The organism is Stenotrophomonas sp. TWI809, assembly GCF_039673205.1.
Taxonomy (GTDB): Bacteria; Pseudomonadota; Gammaproteobacteria; order Xanthomonadales; family Xanthomonadaceae; genus Stenotrophomonas.
On record NZ_JBDJLE010000043.1, the window covers coordinates 1 to 13,962 of the forward strand.

At 68.5% G+C, this 13,962-nt stretch carries 13 protein-coding genes; 10 read left to right on the forward strand and 3 right to left on the reverse strand.

The features are described 5' to 3' along the window. Nucleotides 1-143 precede the first annotated feature (143 nt). Genes ABE472_RS18530 through ABE472_RS18545 form a run of 4 tightly spaced genes read left to right on the forward strand, consistent with a single transcriptional unit; the run spans nt 144 to nt 4,043 of the window. A complete protein-coding gene (locus ABE472_RS18530; protein WP_346466773.1) occupies nt 144-2,189 on the forward strand; it encodes a FimV/HubP family polar landmark protein in 2,046 nt (681 codons plus the stop codon). Continuing rightward, nucleotides 2,186-2,569 (forward strand): VOC family protein, encoded by a 384-nt coding sequence (locus ABE472_RS18535; RefSeq protein WP_313208951.1) that lies wholly within the window; start codon nt 2,186-2,188, stop codon nt 2,567-2,569. The genes ABE472_RS18530 and ABE472_RS18535 overlap by 4 nt, the downstream gene beginning before the upstream one ends. Nucleotides 2,570-2,616: 47 nt before the next feature. Beyond that, the gene (gene truA, locus ABE472_RS18540) at nt 2,617-3,390 is read left to right on the forward strand and encodes a tRNA pseudouridine(38-40) synthase TruA (RefSeq protein ID WP_313208952.1); all 774 of its coding nucleotides are present in this window, start codon (nt 2,617-2,619) and stop codon (nt 3,388-3,390) included. After that, nucleotides 3,387-4,043, forward strand: coding sequence for a phosphoribosylanthranilate isomerase (locus ABE472_RS18545; RefSeq protein ID WP_088433287.1), 657 nt, complete (start codon nt 3,387-3,389; stop codon nt 4,041-4,043). Before truA ends, ABE472_RS18545 begins: the two co-directional genes overlap by 4 nt. A 45-nt stretch (nt 4,044-4,088) precedes the next feature. On the opposite strand, the gene ABE472_RS18550 is transcribed toward ABE472_RS18545, so the two are convergent. Further along, nucleotides 4,089-4,979, reverse strand: a complete 891-nt coding sequence (locus ABE472_RS18550) for a LysR family transcriptional regulator (RefSeq protein ID WP_313208953.1) — start codon at nt 4,977-4,979, stop codon at nt 4,089-4,091. Nucleotides 4,980-5,074: 95 nt separating this feature from the next. Between ABE472_RS18550 and trpB the strand changes: the two genes are divergently transcribed. From trpB to glmM, 5 genes are all read left to right on the forward strand, one after another. After that, complete coding sequence (gene trpB / locus ABE472_RS18555; protein WP_346466774.1) at nt 5,075-6,301, forward strand: tryptophan synthase subunit beta; 1,227 nt, start codon at nt 5,075-5,077, stop codon at nt 6,299-6,301. After that, nucleotides 6,298-6,996 (forward strand): hypothetical protein, encoded by a 699-nt coding sequence (locus tag ABE472_RS18560; protein ID WP_346463832.1) that lies wholly within the window; start codon nt 6,298-6,300, stop codon nt 6,994-6,996. The genes trpB and ABE472_RS18560 overlap by 4 nt, the downstream gene beginning before the upstream one ends. A gap of 7 nt (nt 6,997-7,003) precedes the next feature. Next, on the forward strand, nt 7,004-7,810 hold the full coding sequence (gene trpA / locus ABE472_RS18565; RefSeq protein WP_346463847.1) for a tryptophan synthase subunit alpha: 807 nt from the start codon (nt 7,004-7,006) through the stop codon (nt 7,808-7,810). Nucleotides 7,811-7,948: 138 nt separating this feature from the next. Then, nucleotides 7,949-8,833, forward strand: coding sequence for an acetyl-CoA carboxylase, carboxyltransferase subunit beta (gene accD / locus ABE472_RS18570; RefSeq protein WP_070470925.1), 885 nt, complete (start codon nt 7,949-7,951; stop codon nt 8,831-8,833). Beyond that, nucleotides 8,833-10,185: a phosphoglucosamine mutase gene (gene glmM / locus ABE472_RS18575; protein ID WP_088433292.1), complete on the forward strand. Its 1,353-nt coding sequence runs from the start codon at nt 8,833-8,835 to the stop codon at nt 10,183-10,185. The genes accD and glmM overlap by 1 nt, the downstream gene beginning before the upstream one ends. 72 nt (nt 10,186-10,257) lie before the next feature. Here the strand turns inward: glmM and ABE472_RS18580 are convergent, their stop codons facing one another. Both ABE472_RS18580 and ABE472_RS18585 read right to left on the reverse strand, forming a co-directional pair. After that, on the reverse strand, nt 10,258-11,112 hold the full coding sequence (locus ABE472_RS18580) for a polysaccharide deacetylase family protein (RefSeq protein ID WP_313218983.1): 855 nt from the start codon (nt 11,110-11,112) through the stop codon (nt 10,258-10,260). Further along, nucleotides 11,099-12,250 (reverse strand): glycosyltransferase family 4 protein, encoded by a 1,152-nt coding sequence (locus ABE472_RS18585; protein WP_121038436.1) that lies wholly within the window; start codon nt 12,248-12,250, stop codon nt 11,099-11,101. The genes ABE472_RS18580 and ABE472_RS18585 overlap by 14 nt, the downstream gene beginning before the upstream one ends. Before the next feature lie 397 nt (nt 12,251-12,647). Here ABE472_RS18585 and ABE472_RS18590 point away from each other — a divergent pair, with 397 nt between their 5' ends. Beyond that, nucleotides 12,648-13,583 carry a 2-oxoglutarate and iron-dependent oxygenase domain-containing protein gene (locus ABE472_RS18590; RefSeq protein ID WP_313208958.1) on the forward strand — a complete coding sequence of 312 codons (936 nt, stop codon included), beginning with the start codon at nt 12,648-12,650 and terminating at the stop codon, nt 13,581-13,583. The last annotated feature ends 379 nt before the right edge of the window (nt 13,584-13,962 follow it).

Below are 13,962 nucleotides of genomic sequence, written 5' to 3' on the forward strand. Positions count from 1 at the left end.
GGGCGCTCCCCTCATGGCCTTGCTGCGGGCCTAAGTGGTGGCCGCCTTGGGCTTTGGGGGTGGTGGTGGGCGGATTGGGTCTCCCCCCCACCACCCGCATTGAAACATCGCCGATCACGGGGGGAGCCGTTATATTGGCCGCCATGAAGAACCGGGCTCCGGGCGCAGTGCGTCCGCTCAAGTATGTGTCGACGCTGCTGCTGGCCCTGGCCAGCAGTTCCGCCATGGCCCTGGGCCTGGGCGATATCCGGGTGCTGTCCAAACCGGGCCAACCCCTGCTGGCCGAAATCCCGGTCATTTCCGCCGATCCGTCCGAGCTGGAAAACCTCCGCGTTGCACTGGCCTCGCCGGCGACCTTCGCCCGGGTCGGGCTGGAACCGCCGTCCGGACTGGTCAGCGAACTGCAGTTTGAGTTGACCCGCAATGCGCAGGGCCGCGCTGTGGTGCGCGTCAGCAGTCATGCGCCCGTGGCGACGCCCTCGTTGAATTTCCTGATCGAAGCCGATTGGGGGCAGGGCCGTCTGGTCCGCGAATACTCCGCCCTGGTGGATGCGCCCAACAGCGCCGCCGCCGTGGCCGAGCCGGAGATCGTGGCTCCGGCAGGCGCGATGTCCAATGCCATCATCCGCGAGCCCGAACCGCAGGCGGCGCCGGTCGCCGTCACGCCGCCGCGCCGTACGGAACCGGCGACCACGCCGCGCCCGGCCGCGCCACGCGCAGCATCGGCCGCACCCGTCGCCGCCGATGGCAGCGTCACCGTGCAGCGTGGCCAGACCCTCTCGCAGATCGCCGGTTCGCTGGCGCGCGAGCAGGGCGTCAACCGCGACCAGGCGATGATCGCGCTGCTGCGGGCCAATCCCGAGGCCTTCATCCGTGGCAACGTGAACCTGCTCAAGCAGGGCGCGGTACTGCGTACGCCGGGCGCCGAGGGCCTGGCCGGGATCGATGCCCAGCAGGCCGCGGCGATCGTGCGCGAGCACACCGCGCAGTGGCGGCAGTCGCGCGCGGCGATCCCGCAGCCGGCCGACAGCGGGGTGGCCGCCGTGCCGTCTCCTGCACCGGCCGCACCGACCGCTGCTGGCCAGGGCGCACGCCTGGAAATCGCGCCGGCCGTCGCCGCCGCCGGCACCACCGCAGGCACAACCACCGGCACCGCTGCCGGCACCGAGGGCGACATGCTGGCTAACGAACAACTGCGACAGGCCAAGGAAGACGTCGCCACGCGCGATGCCGAGATCCAGGAACTGCGCGAACGCGTGGCCGAGCTGGAGAAGCTCAAGGCCCAGCAGCAGTCCCTGATCACGTTGAAGGACAACGAACTGGCCGCTGCGCAACAGGGCCTGGAGCAGGCACCCGGCCCGCGTGACAGCGCCGGCGGTGGCTGGTACTGGCTGGGCCTGGTCGTGCTGCTGCTGGTAGTCGGGGGATGGGCGCTGGTACGCCGCCGCAAGCCGTCGCCGCTGCCGCCGCTGTCGCGCGATGGGCTCGATGGCATGGCATTGGCTGCTGCCGTCCCCGCGGCCGACGATGTGGACGAACTGGCAGCGCAGCAGGAGGACGTGCAGCGCGTGCCTGACGAAGAGGCCGTTGCAGAGGCCGACGTCTACGCCGGGCTGCGCCGCGAGCCGGTCTTCCCGCTCGCGCCTTCCGCGCACGACGCCGATCCGCGTGATCCCCTCGATGATCCTCGCTGGAGCGACACCGCGACCGACGAGGCACCCGTGTTGCCGGAGGTCGAGGCGACGGCGGCGTCTGCGTACAGTATCGAGGCCGATGCGCAGCACGTGAACGTGGATGAGGCGCTGTTCCGCGCGCCGGCCCCGCTGATCGAGCCGCCGGCCCATGCGCTGGAAGCCGCCGCGCAGCCTTCGTTCCGGGGCGTGTTCGAATTCCCCGATGAAACGGCGACGGCCGAACGTCCGGCAGACGAAGACGATCACACCCTCGGTGCCGACGTTGCGCCGGTGATGGCCACCCATGACGACACCACCGAGGGTGCAGACCCGGTCGCCGACAACGCGCCGGTCGCGCCGATCGGCAGCCCCGGTCGTGATCGACTGGAACTGGCCATCGCCTACCTGGACCTCGGCGATGCCGAGACCGCGCGGACGCTGCTGCACGAAGTGGCCGTCGGCGCCGACCCGCACAGCCAGGCCGAGGCGCGCGAACTGCTGGCGCGACTGGGATGAGCGACGCCCGCCCGCTGGCCGCCCGTGAGCGCCGCCTGGACTATGTCGAGTTCGCCTCGCGCGATCCCGCAGCCAGTCGCCACTTCTTCGAGCAGGTGTTCGGCTGGTCGTTCGTGGATTACGGCCCGGACTACACCGCCTTCGACGATGGCCGTTTCCAGGGCGGCTTCTTCCGCGCTGAGCCGCAGACGGCGGCGGGTGCGGGCGCGCCATTGCTGGTGATCTACGCCGATGATCTGCAGCCCATGCTCGAGGCCGTGCTGGCCCAGGGCGGGCAGATCATCAAGCCGGTGTTCGCCTTCCCCGGCGGCAGCCGGTTCCAGTTCCTGGAGCCCGGCGGCAACGAGCTGGCCGTGTGGTCCGAGCGCGACGCCGTCTGATGCAATACCGGCGCCTGCGCCGGCCCCCCAAAACATAGAGGTTCACCATGCGCTACGCACTGGGCGTGGAATACGACGGCAGCGAATTCAAGGGCTGGCAGCAGTTGGGCGAGAGTGGCTGCCCGAGCGTGCAGGCCAGCCTGCAGGACGCGCTGTCCTCGGTGGCCAATGCGCCGATCCAGGTGGTGTGTGCCGGGCGCACCGATGCCGGCGTGCACGGCGAATGCCAGGTCGTGCATTTCGATACGGAGGTCGTGCGCGATCCGCGCAGCTGGATGCTGGGCACCACCACCCGCCTGCCGCGCTCCATCGCTGTGCGCTGGTGCGTACCGGTGGCCGACGAGTTCCACGCACGTTTCGCCGCGCGCGCGCGCCGCTACCGCTATCGTCTGCTCAACCGCCAGGTCCGCCCGGCGCTGTACCGGCAGACCCTGAGCTGGGAGCGCCGGCCGCTGGATGCCGAACGGATGCATGCGGCCGGGCAGGCCCTGCTGGGCGAGAACGACTTCAGCGCCTTCCGCAGCGTGCAGTGCGAGGCCCTGCATGCGCGCCGGCACATGCAATCGCTCTCGGTGACCCGTCAGGGCGAGGTGGTCGAGGTCGCCGTTCAGGCCAATGCATTCCTTCATCACATGGTGCGCAATATCGTCGGTTCATTGATCCTGGTCGGTTGTGGTGAGCAGCCGGTCGCGTGGATGGGGCAACTGCTGGCCGGGCGCGACCGCACCGTGGCCGGCCCGACCGCTCCGCCGCAGGGATTGGTCTTCGTTGGTCCCCTGTACCCCGACAACTGGCAGCTGCCTGCCGAGGTCACCTTATGAGCCGCTCCTTCTACCGCACCCGTATCAAGTTCTGCGGCATGACCCGTGCCGGCGATGTACGCCTGGCCGGCGAGCTCGGCGTGGACGCCGTCGGTTTCATCTTCGCCCGCGAGAGCAAGCGCCGGGTCGCCCCGGCCGAGGCGCGCGCGATGCGCCAGGCGATCGCACCGATGGTGGACGTGGTGGCCCTGTTCCGCGACAACACCAAGGAAGAGGTGCGCGAAGTGCTGCGCACCGTGCGGCCGACCCTGCTGCAGTTCCACGGTGACGAAGACGAATCGTTCTGCCGCAGCTTCAACATGCCGTACCTGAAGGCCGTGGCGATGGGGGGCAAGGACGAGGTCAACGCCCGCCAGCTGCAACTGCGTTATCCCAGCGCGGCCGGCTTCCTGTTCGACAGTCATGCCCCCGGTGGCGGCGGTGGCACCGGCGTCGCCTTCGACTGGACGCGCCTGCCCACCGGCCTGCACCGGCCGTTCCTGCTGGCCGGCGGGATCACCCCGGACAACGTGTTCGACGCGATCGTGGCCACGCTGCCGTGGGGTGTGGATGTGTCCAGTGGCATCGAATCCGAACCGGGCATCAAGGACGGCTACAAGATGCGCAAGTTCGTCGAAGAAGTGCGTCGCGCCGATTGCCACGAGGCGGATTGATCCGCCCGCCCCACGTGTAGGCCACGACCGTTGGTCGTGGCGGCGTCATCCCGCCAGCTGCTCCTGCAGCCACCCGGCCAGCGCATCCACCCGTGGGTCCGCCGCGCCCTCCGGCGTGGCCAGTACCCAGAACCCCCCGGTCGCGCCGAATCCCCACGGTGCCAGCAGCCGGCCGGCGGCCAGCTCATCGGCCACGAGCGGCTCCGGCGCGATCGCCACGCCCAGTCCGGCAACCGCCGCCTCCAGCAGGTAATACAGATGCTCGAAGCCGCTGCCCAGCTGCAGCTGTGCCGGCGCCAGCCCATGCGACAGGGCCCAGGCCGGCCACGCCTGCGGGCGTGAGGTCGTATGCAACAGCGATTCGCCCAACAAGGAGGAGGGCGGCTGATGCGCCAACCGCGCCGCGGCCGGGTGCTGCGGGCTGACCACCACGCCCACCCGCTCCGGCGCCAGTTCCCGCACCCGCCAGCCGCGCGGCCACGGCGGCTGGGCGAGCAGCAGGACCGCATCCAGGCCCTGCTGTTCGGCGGTGAAGCTCCCGTCCTGCGCGGACCAATGCAGCGGCAGCTGGGGCAGGGCGCTCTGCAGCGCCTGCAGGCGGGGAATCATCCAGCGCGCCAGGATGCTGCCGCTGCAGCCGAGCACCAACGCTTCGGGCCGCTGTTGGCGCTTGAGGGCCACCACCGCCTCGCGGATCTGGTCGAAGGCGCCTTCGCAGGCGGCCTGCAGATCCTCGCCGGCGCGGGTCAGGCGCAGCCCACGCCCTTCGCGCTGGAACAGCACGACACCCAGGTGCTCCTCCAGCAGGCGCAGTTGGCGGCTGATCGCGCCATGGGTGACATGCAGTGCCTCCGCCGCACGGCCAACCCCGCCCAGCCGGGCGGCCGCTTCAAAGCTGCGCAGGGCATTGAGCGGGGGCAACGGTCCGTCGGTCATGTGAGTTTTCCTGACAGGTTGTGGCAGATATTATCGATATTCCTGTCATGACAGGTGCGTTAAATTGGCAGCCTGTCTCCACCGGCTGTCCCGCTATGTCTGCTTCCCCCATCTCCCCCATCGTCGATTTCCACGCCTACCCCGATGCCAACGGCCATTTCGGCCGCTACGGCGGGAGTTTCGTCGCCGAGACCCTGATCGGGCCGTTGCAGGAGCTGGCGGCCGCCTATGACCAAGCGCGTCGCGATCCGGCCTTCATCGCCGCCTACGACAAGGATCTGACCCACTATGTGGGCCGTCCCAGCCCGATCTATCACGCCGAGCGCCTCAGCCAGCAGGTCGGCGGCGCGCAGATCCTGCTCAAGCGCGAGGACCTGAACCACACCGGCGCGCACAAGATCAACAACACCATCGGCCAGGCGCTGCTCGCCGCGCGGATGGGCAAGACGCGCATCATCGCCGAGACCGGCGCCGGCCAGCACGGCGTGGCCAGTGCCACCGTGGCCGCCCGGCTGGACCTGGAATGCGTGGTCTACATGGGCGCCACCGACATCGAACGGCAGAAGATCAACGTCTACCGCATGAAGCTGCTCGGGGCGACCGTCGTACCGGTGACCTCCGGCTCGGCCACGCTCAAGGACGCGCTCAACGAAGCGATGCGCGACTGGGTCACCAACGTGCGCGACACCTTCTACATCATCGGCACCGTGGCCGGCCCGGACCCGTACCCGCGCATGGTGCGTGACTTCAATGCCATCGTCGGCCGCGAAGCGCGCGCGCAGATGCTGACCGACTACGGCCGCCTGCCCGATGCGATCACCGCCTGCGTTGGCGGTGGCAGCAATGCGATCGGTCTGTTCCATGCCTTCCTCAATGATCGCGACGTGCGCATCGTCGGTGCCGAAGCCGCCGGCGACGGCATCGAGACCGGTCGCCATGCTGCCTCCATCGCGGCCGGCCGCCCGGGCGTGCTGCACGGCAACCGCACCTATGTGATCTGCGACGACGACGGCCAGATCACCGAGACCCATTCGGTCTCGGCCGGCCTGGATTATCCGGGCGTCGGCCCGGAGCACGCGTTCCTGGCCGATGCCGGCCGCGCCGAGTATGTCGGTATCACCGATGACGAAGCGCTGGCTGCATTCCACCAGTTGGCCCACAGCGAAGGCATCCTGGCCGCGCTGGAATCCAGTCATGCAGTGGCCCAGGCGATCAAGATCGCGCGCGAGCTGCCGCGCGACAAGCTGGTGCTGTGCAACCTGTCCGGCCGTGGCGACAAGGACGTACATACCATTGCTGCCCGCGAGGGTCTCGTTCTGTGAATCCGCTGCTGCGCCAGGGAAGTGCGCTGCTGATGGTGGTCGGCCTGACCGGCTGCGCGCCGCCGGATCCGCCGGTGTTGCCGGCCCCTGCCGCGCCTGTGGGCGCGGTGGCGCCGGCGCGGCAGCTGGCGAGCAATGATGATGACATTGCCAACCGCCCCATCGAGGACGCGCCGGAAGCGCCCAGGGCTGTCGATGCGCCTGTTGTGGATGACGCTGCGCCGTCGGTGGTCTCGGTCGCGCTGGATCATGCCGGCGATGTGCTCATCGGGCAGCGCTTCACCGAGCTCGCCGCCGATGGCCCGTGGCATTCGGCCGGCCTGAGCGAAGGCGAGCCCAACGGCGCCTGCGAGTACTACGAACGTGGCAGCCTGCCCGAAGGCGTCTCGATGATGGTCGAGGATGACCACGTGCAGCGCTTCGAGCTGGCCCCGATCGAGGAGTCCTACGAGGCCATTACCCAGCCGGGGCCGTTCGGGCTGCGGCTGGGCATGACGTTGGATGACGCGCTCAAGCGCCTGCCGCCCGGCAGTACCCGCGCACCGCATGCCTATGACCCGGAAACGGGCGAGTACCTGACCTGGCAGGACCCCGGTTCGGATCTGGCGATCCGGCTGGAGATCTTCGACGGGGTGATATCGAAGCTGTACTGGGGCGCCAGTGGCGCCGTTGAACTGATTGAAGGATGTGCCTGAGATGTCCGTGGACCGTATCGATGCCTGTTTTGCCCGCCTGCGCGATGAGCGCCGCAAGGCGCTGATCCCCTTCATCACCGCCGGTGATCCGGGCCTGGAGGCCACCGTGCCGGTGATGCATGCACTGGCCGCCGCCGGTGCGGACGTGATCGAGCTCGGGGTACCGTTCTCCGACCCGATGGCCGACGGCCCGACCATCCAGCGCAGCTCCGAGCGTGCGCTGGCCCGTGGGGCAGGGCTGCGCTATGTGCTGGAGACCGTCGCCGCGTTCCGCAGGGACGATGCCATCACGCCGGTGGTGCTGATGGGCTATCTCAACCCGATCGAGATCCACGGCACGGCCCGCTTCGCGCAGTCCGCCATCGCCGCGGGCGTGGACGGCATCCTGCTGGTCGATCTGCCGCCGGAAGAAGCGGCTGAAACCCGCGAGATCTTCACCGCGGCCGGCCTGGCACTGATCCTGCTGGCGTCGCCGACGACCGCAGATACCCGTCTGGATACGTTGTCCGCGATGGCCCAGGGCTACCTGTATTACGTGAGCTTCGCCGGCGTGACGGGTGCGTCCGAGCGCCTGGACAGCGGCGCCGCCAGTGCCCGCCTGCGCGACCTGCGCCGCCGCTCCAGCGTGCCGGTGGTGGCCGGCTTCGGGATCAAGGATGCGGCCAGTGCCGCGGCCATGGCCGTGGAGGCCGATGGCGTGGTGGTGGGCAGTGCGCTGGTGGCTGCGCTGGGTGAGGCGCCCGACGCCACGGCCGCGGCGGCAACCGCGCAGGCATTCCTCACGCCGCTGCGACGCGCCCTCGACGCTGCCTGAAGCACGTAAACGTACGTACCAGAATGGTTTGCGTCAGCCCCCCGGCAACCGCCGGGGGGTGCCCGAGCATGGAAACGGTGAGCTAGACTGTCCGCCTTTGCGGCCCCCGGGCCGCCCTGAACGGAAGTAGCATCCCGCATGAGTTGGCTCAGCAAGTTGATGCCGTCTGGCATCCGCACCGACAACGTCCCCAGCAAGAAGCGCAGCGTCCCCGAGGGCCTGTGGGAGAAGTGCAGCAGCTGCGGCAGCGCGCTCTACCGTCCTGAGCTGGAAGAGAACCTGGAAGTCTGCCCCAAGTGTGGCCACCACATGGCCATCCGCGCGCGTGCGCGCCTGGCCGCGCTGTTCGATGCGGACAGCACCACCGAGATCGGTGCGCGCCTGGGGCCGACGGACCTGCTCAAGTTCAAGGACCAGAAGAAGTACAGCGAGCGCATCAAGGCCTCGCAGAAGAACACCGGCGAGTACGACGCACTGATCGCCATGCAGGGCCTGATGAAGGGCCGCCCGCTGGTTGCCTCGGCCTTCGATTTCGCCTTCATGGGCGGCTCGATGGGCTCGGTGGTCGGTGAGCGTTTCTCGCTGGCCGCGGAAAAGGCGCTGGAGATCGGCGCGCCCTACGTGTGCTTCTCCGCCAGTGGCGGCGCGCGCATGCAGGAAGGCCTGTTCTCGCTGATGCAGATGGCCAAGACCTCGGCCGCGCTGGGTCGCCTGCGCGATGCCGGCCTGCCGTACATCTCGGTGCTGACCCATCCGACCACCGGTGGCGTGTCGGCTTCGTTCGCGATGCTGGGCGATATCAACATCGCCGAGCCGCAGGCACTGATCGGCTTCGCCGGCCCGCGCGTGATCGAGCAGACCGTGCGCGAAAAGCTGCCGGAAGGGTTCCAGCGCTCGGAGTTCCTGCTCGAGCACGGTGCGATCGATCAGATCTGCGACCGCCGCGAGATGCGCGACCGCCTGTCGGAGCTCCTGGCCATGCTGGCGCGTCAGCCCGCACCGGCACCGGATGCGGCGGCCTGATGGCGTCGCGCAAGTATTTCGGCACCGATGGCATCCGCGGCAAGGTCGGTGAGGGCGTCATCTCCGCCGATTTCGTACTGCGCCTGGGCAATGCGCTCGGGCGTGCGCTGACCGAGCGCAACGGGCACCGCCCGGTGGTGGTGATCGGCAAGGACACCCGTATCTCCGGCTACATGTTCGAAGCCGCACTGGAAGCCGGGCTGGTCGCCGCCGGCGCCGATGTGCAGCTGCTCGGCCCGATGCCGACGCCGGCGGTGGCCTTCCTCACCCGCACCCTCGGTGCGGATGCGGGCATCGTCATCAGCGCCTCGCACAATCCGCACTACGACAACGGCATCAAGTTCTTCTCCGCCGATGGCGAGAAGCTCGATGACGCCACCGAGCTGGCGCTGGAAGCCGCGCTCGATGCGCCGTTCACCACGGTGGAGTCCGAGCGGCTGGGCAAGGCCATGCGTGCGCGCGATGCGGTCGGTCGCTACATCGAATTCTGCAAGGCCAGCGTGCCGCGCGGGTTCGATCTGCGTGGGCTGAAGATCGTGCTCGACTGCGCGCACGGCGCTACGTATCACGTCGCCCCGCTGCTGTTCCGCGAGATGGGCGCGGAGGTGGTCAGCATCGGCGATGCGCCCAACGGTCTGAACATCAACGATGGCGTCGGCTCGATGCACATCGACAATCTCGCGGCGAAAGTGCGCGAGGTCGGCGCCGATTTCGGTATCGCCTTCGATGGTGATGGCGACCGCGTGCTGATGGCCGACGACCAGGGCAACCCGGTCGATGGTGATGACCTGCTGTTCGTGCTGGCCCAGGCCTGGCAGCGCAGTGGTCGCCTGCATGGCCCGGTGGTCGGTACGCTGATGACCAACTTCGGCCTGGAGCAGGCACTGGAACGGCTGAACATCCCGTTCCAGCGCAGCAACGTCGGCGACCGCTACGTGCATCAGGCCCTGGTCGAAAACAACGGCGTGCTCGGCGGCGAAGCCTCCGGTCACCTGTTGTGCCTGGATCGCGCCACCACCGGTGATGCGATCGTCAGCGCGCTGCAGGTGCTGGAAGTGCTGCGCCGTGACGGGACCTCGCTGCGCCAGGTGCTGTCGGTGCTCAACAAGGTGCCGCAGAAGACCGTCAACGTGCGTCTGCAGGGCGCGGCCAAGGCCACCGTGCAGGCCGAGAGCGTGCAGGCCGCGCTGGCGGCTGCGCAGCAGGCAGTGAAGGGGCGCGGCCGTGCGTTCCTGCGCCCGTCGGGCACCGAGCCGGTGGTGCGCGTCACCGTCGAGGCAGACAGCGCCGAGCTGATGCAGTCCACGCTGGACAGCCTCTCGGCAGCGGTGAAGGCAGCTGCCGCGGCCTGAGCCATGCAGTGATGCCGGAAACTGAAAACGCCCCGGGAGACCGGGGCGTTTTCGTTGCAGCGCGGTGGCGCGTTACGGCCCCGCCACCATCTTCTTTTTCTTCGCCTTGAAGCGGTTGAACAGGGGGGCGATCAACGGGTGGTAACTGTAGGCGATGCGCTTGCGCAGCCAGCTCGCCGGCCGGTTGCGGATCGCGAACCGGTAGATGTGTCCCGGATCGCCGCCGACCACATTGCGGCCGAACGGATGAGTGGTGTGCAGGTACTTGAAGCCCTGTGCCCGTGCGATCTGCACGTAGTCCTCGTCGAAATCGCCGTACGGCCAGCACAGCGTGTCCGAGACCGCGCCCAACTGCTGCTGCAGTACTTCGCGTGCCACCGAGAGGTCGCCGCTGATGCCCTGCCGCTTGTGCTCGCGGGAGATATCCTGCTTGAGCCAGCGCGTGTGCGTGTGGGTGTGGCAGTGCACCTCGAACGTGCCGGCGGCGATCATCGCGCGCGCTTCGCTCCAGCGCATCATCACCTCGTCCGGACGGTTCTCGCGCAGGATCGCCGCCTCGCAGCCGCGATGGTCCGGCGTTGCGGGCACTGTGGCGCCGGGCTGGCCGGCGTGCGGGCGGACATCGCCTTCGCCCATCCAGCCGGTGACCACGAACACCACGGCGTGCATCCCGTACTTGGCCAGGATCGGGTGCGCGTACACCCAGTTGTCCAGGTAGCCGTCATCGAAGGTGATCACGATCGATTTGGCGGGGGTCGGCTTGCCGGCCAGGAAGTCGGCGTACTGGTCCAGCGTCAGTGAGGTCCAGCCGTTGGCCGCCAGCCAGGCGATCTGGCTTTCGAAGTTCTCCGGCGACACCGTGATCATCCCCGGAGAGGGGGAGACATGGTGGTGCATCAGCACCGGGACGGATCTAGCGTTGGCCATGGCCCAGTTCCTTCAACCACTGGTGGTAATAGTGTTCGGTCGCTTCGGTGTGACCGGTCGGGGTGAAACGGTGGGCGCTGCGCATCCACTCCCAGCCCGCCAGGCCCATCTGCTGGCGGCGGTCGGGCTGCTCGATCAGGGTGCGCAGTGCGTTGGTCAACGCAGCCTGGTCGCCCAGTGGCGCGAGCAGGGCGTTACTGCCTTCCACCACCATCTCCGGCACACCGCCCACGCGCGTGGCGACGATCGGCACGCCGACGTACGCCGCTTCGAGAAACACCGTGCCGGCTGCCTCCTTGTGGGTGGCGAGGGCGAAGATATCGAAACCGGTCATCAGCCGGCAAGCACCCTGGCGGTAGCCCAGCAAGTGCACCTGGGCGGCGATGCCGAGCTGCTCGCGCAGGGCGATCAGGCGGTCCATCACCGGCTGGCCGTCGCCGACGATCACCAGTTGCACCCGCGCATCGGCGCGGCACAGCGGTGCCATGGCCTGCAGCAGCTCCAGGTGGCCCTTGGGTTCGCGCAGCACCGCGACGCAGCCGACCACGATCTGTTCGTCGTTGAAGCCCAGCTCCGCGCGCACGTCCGCGCGGGTGTCCTGCAGGCACTGCCAGGGATCGCGCTTGGCGATCTGCGACCACTGCGGCGGTACCGCGATCGGCGGGACGATGCCGACGTGCGCGTCCTCGATGCCGCGGCTGACCATCAGCTTCTTCACGAAACTGCTCACCGTCATCACCCGATGGGGCAGGCCGGTGTAGGTCAGCAGCGAGTTGATCGGGCTCATCAGGTGGCGCGAGCGCACCACCAGGGGCGTGCCGCCCAGGCGTGCACCGGCAGCGGCGATCAGACTGTCGCGGCGGCTAGTGGTGTTGACCACGTCGTAGCCTTGGCGGCGCACCAGGCGCGAGACTGACCAGATCCCCCGCAGCATGCGCAGCAGACCGCCCATTTTCAGCGCGTGGACGGTGAAGCCGGCTTCGCGCGCCATCTCGCCCAGGCGGGCGCCGGGCTGGCAGAGCAGGGAGACGTCATGGCCGCGCTCGCGCATGGCCAGCATGTGGCGATAGATGTAGATCTCCTGCCCGCCAAATCCCTTGGCAGCCTCGGTATGGAGAATTTTCAGTGGCACGTTCATCGGTGGACAGTCCATGTGTGGAAAAGCGCCCGCGGCCTGCGCGGGCGGCCATCGTCATTGCCTGCGGGATCGCACCAGCGCATCCCATGCGCTGTGCGGTGCCGTGGGTGGAAGGTCATGCGGGTCCATCGGCCACAGGCTGGGCCCTGCCGGCGCGAGCCAGCGCAACGCCATTGGCGATGAGGAAGAGGGCAGGGCATCCATGAGGCGGACCGGGCGACGCTGGGAGTAAAGGGGGCGGCGCGGGAGCGTCGCCGTTGGCCCGTTCTGGCCGTCTGGGCGCGCGCATTGTATCGGTTTGTATCAATGTATCGGTGGCGGGGTTGGCCCGATCTGGCACAATGTTCAGCCGGGCCACAGCTGGCCCACCGACCACCATGAACAAGCAGGAATCGCTGTGAGCCAGATCCCCACCCTCGACATCACCCGTTTTGACACCGACCGCGACGCGTTCGTGGCCGAGCTGGGTGCGGCCTACCGCGAATGGGGCTTTGCTGGCATCCGCAACCACGGCATTCCGCAGGCCGATATCGACGCGGCGTATGAGGTCTTCAAGGCCTTCTTTGCGCTGCCGGAAGAGACCAAGCGCCAGTACCACGTGCCCGGCAGCGGCGGCGCGCGCGGCTACACCGCCTTCGGCGTGGAGACCGCCAAGGGCTCGCAGCACTTTGATCTGAAAGAGTTCTGGCACATCGGTCGCGAGATCCCGGACGACTCCCCGTACCGTGACGTGATGGCCCCGAACCTGTGGCCGAGCGAGGTCCCGGGCTTCCGCGAGCGTGGCTACGGCATCTACCAGGCCCTGGACAAGCTGGGTTCGCGCGTCCTGTCGGCCCTGGCGCTGCACATTGGCTTGCCGGAGGATTTCTTCGCGGACAAGACCAACAACGGCAACTCGATCCTGCGCCCGATCCATTACCCGCCGATCACCGCCGAGAACATCCCGAACGTGCGCGCCGGTGCCCATGGCGACATCAACTTCATCACGCTGCTGGTCGGCGCCAGCGCGGCCGGCCTGGAAGTCCAGTCGCACGAAGGCAAGTGGGTGCCGTTCACCTCGGACGCGGACACCATCGTGGTCAACATCGGCGACATGCTGCAGCGCCTGACCAACCATGTGTATCCTTCGACGATCCACCGCGTGGTCAATCCCCCGGGCGAGCAGGCGCGCCAGCCGCGTTATTCGGTGCCGTTCTTCCTGCACCCGAACCCGGATTTCCTGATCGACGTGCTGCCGACCTGCATCACCCCGGAAAACCCGAGCCGCTACCCGGAGCCGATCACCGCCCACGGCTTCCTGGAAGAGCGCCTGCGCGAGATCAAGCTGAAGTAAGCGATCCTGCCGAAACAAGAGAGAAGGCCGCCGCAAGGCGGCCTTCTTCATTCGGCGTAGTGCCGGCCGCTGGCCGGCTCCAGGCACTGCTGCCCTCGCCGCATTCGGCTATTCGCTGCCCCGTGCTGGGCGAGCGCTGCCATGCCCAGCCGGGACGCGCCGTAAACCCGTCCATGGGGGCTCGACGGGCGCCATCCTTGGCGCCCGACGGTACCGGCTGGGCACGGCAGCGCTCGCCCCCGACAGATCGCCTCGGCGGAGGGCAGGGCAGCCTCAAATCCGATCCGGCGCTTTGTAGTTGTTCCATGCAAGCCGACAAACTGTCAGAGGGTGGGCGTGGGTGGGTTGGCGGGACCGTTATGCGCCATGGATGGCGCAT

What these genes read in the sequence shown, in the direction of transcription:
- ABE472_RS18530 (WP_346466773.1), top strand. Translation starts at nt 144, where the DNA reads ATGAAGAACCGGGCTCCGGGCGCAGTGCGTCCGCTCAAGTATGTGTCG.
- ABE472_RS18535 (WP_313208951.1), top strand. Translation starts at nt 2,186, where the DNA reads ATGAGCGACGCCCGCCCGCTGGCCGCCCGTGAGCGCCGCCTGGACTAT.
- truA (WP_313208952.1), top strand. Translation starts at nt 2,617, where the DNA reads ATGCGCTACGCACTGGGCGTGGAATACGACGGCAGCGAATTCAAGGGC.
- ABE472_RS18545 (WP_088433287.1), top strand. Translation starts at nt 3,387, where the DNA reads ATGAGCCGCTCCTTCTACCGCACCCGTATCAAGTTCTGCGGCATGACC.
- ABE472_RS18550 (WP_313208953.1), bottom strand. Translation starts at nt 4,979, where the DNA reads ATGACCGACGGACCGTTGCCCCCGCTCAATGCCCTGCGCAGCTTTGAA.
- trpB (WP_346466774.1), top strand. Translation starts at nt 5,075, where the DNA reads ATGTCTGCTTCCCCCATCTCCCCCATCGTCGATTTCCACGCCTACCCC.
- accD (WP_070470925.1), top strand. Translation starts at nt 7,949, where the DNA reads ATGAGTTGGCTCAGCAAGTTGATGCCGTCTGGCATCCGCACCGACAAC.
- glmM (WP_088433292.1), top strand. Translation starts at nt 8,833, where the DNA reads ATGGCGTCGCGCAAGTATTTCGGCACCGATGGCATCCGCGGCAAGGTC.
- ABE472_RS18580 (WP_313218983.1), bottom strand. Translation starts at nt 11,112, where the DNA reads ATGGCCAACGCTAGATCCGTCCCGGTGCTGATGCACCACCATGTCTCC.
- ABE472_RS18585 (WP_121038436.1), bottom strand. Translation starts at nt 12,250, where the DNA reads ATGAACGTGCCACTGAAAATTCTCCATACCGAGGCTGCCAAGGGATTT.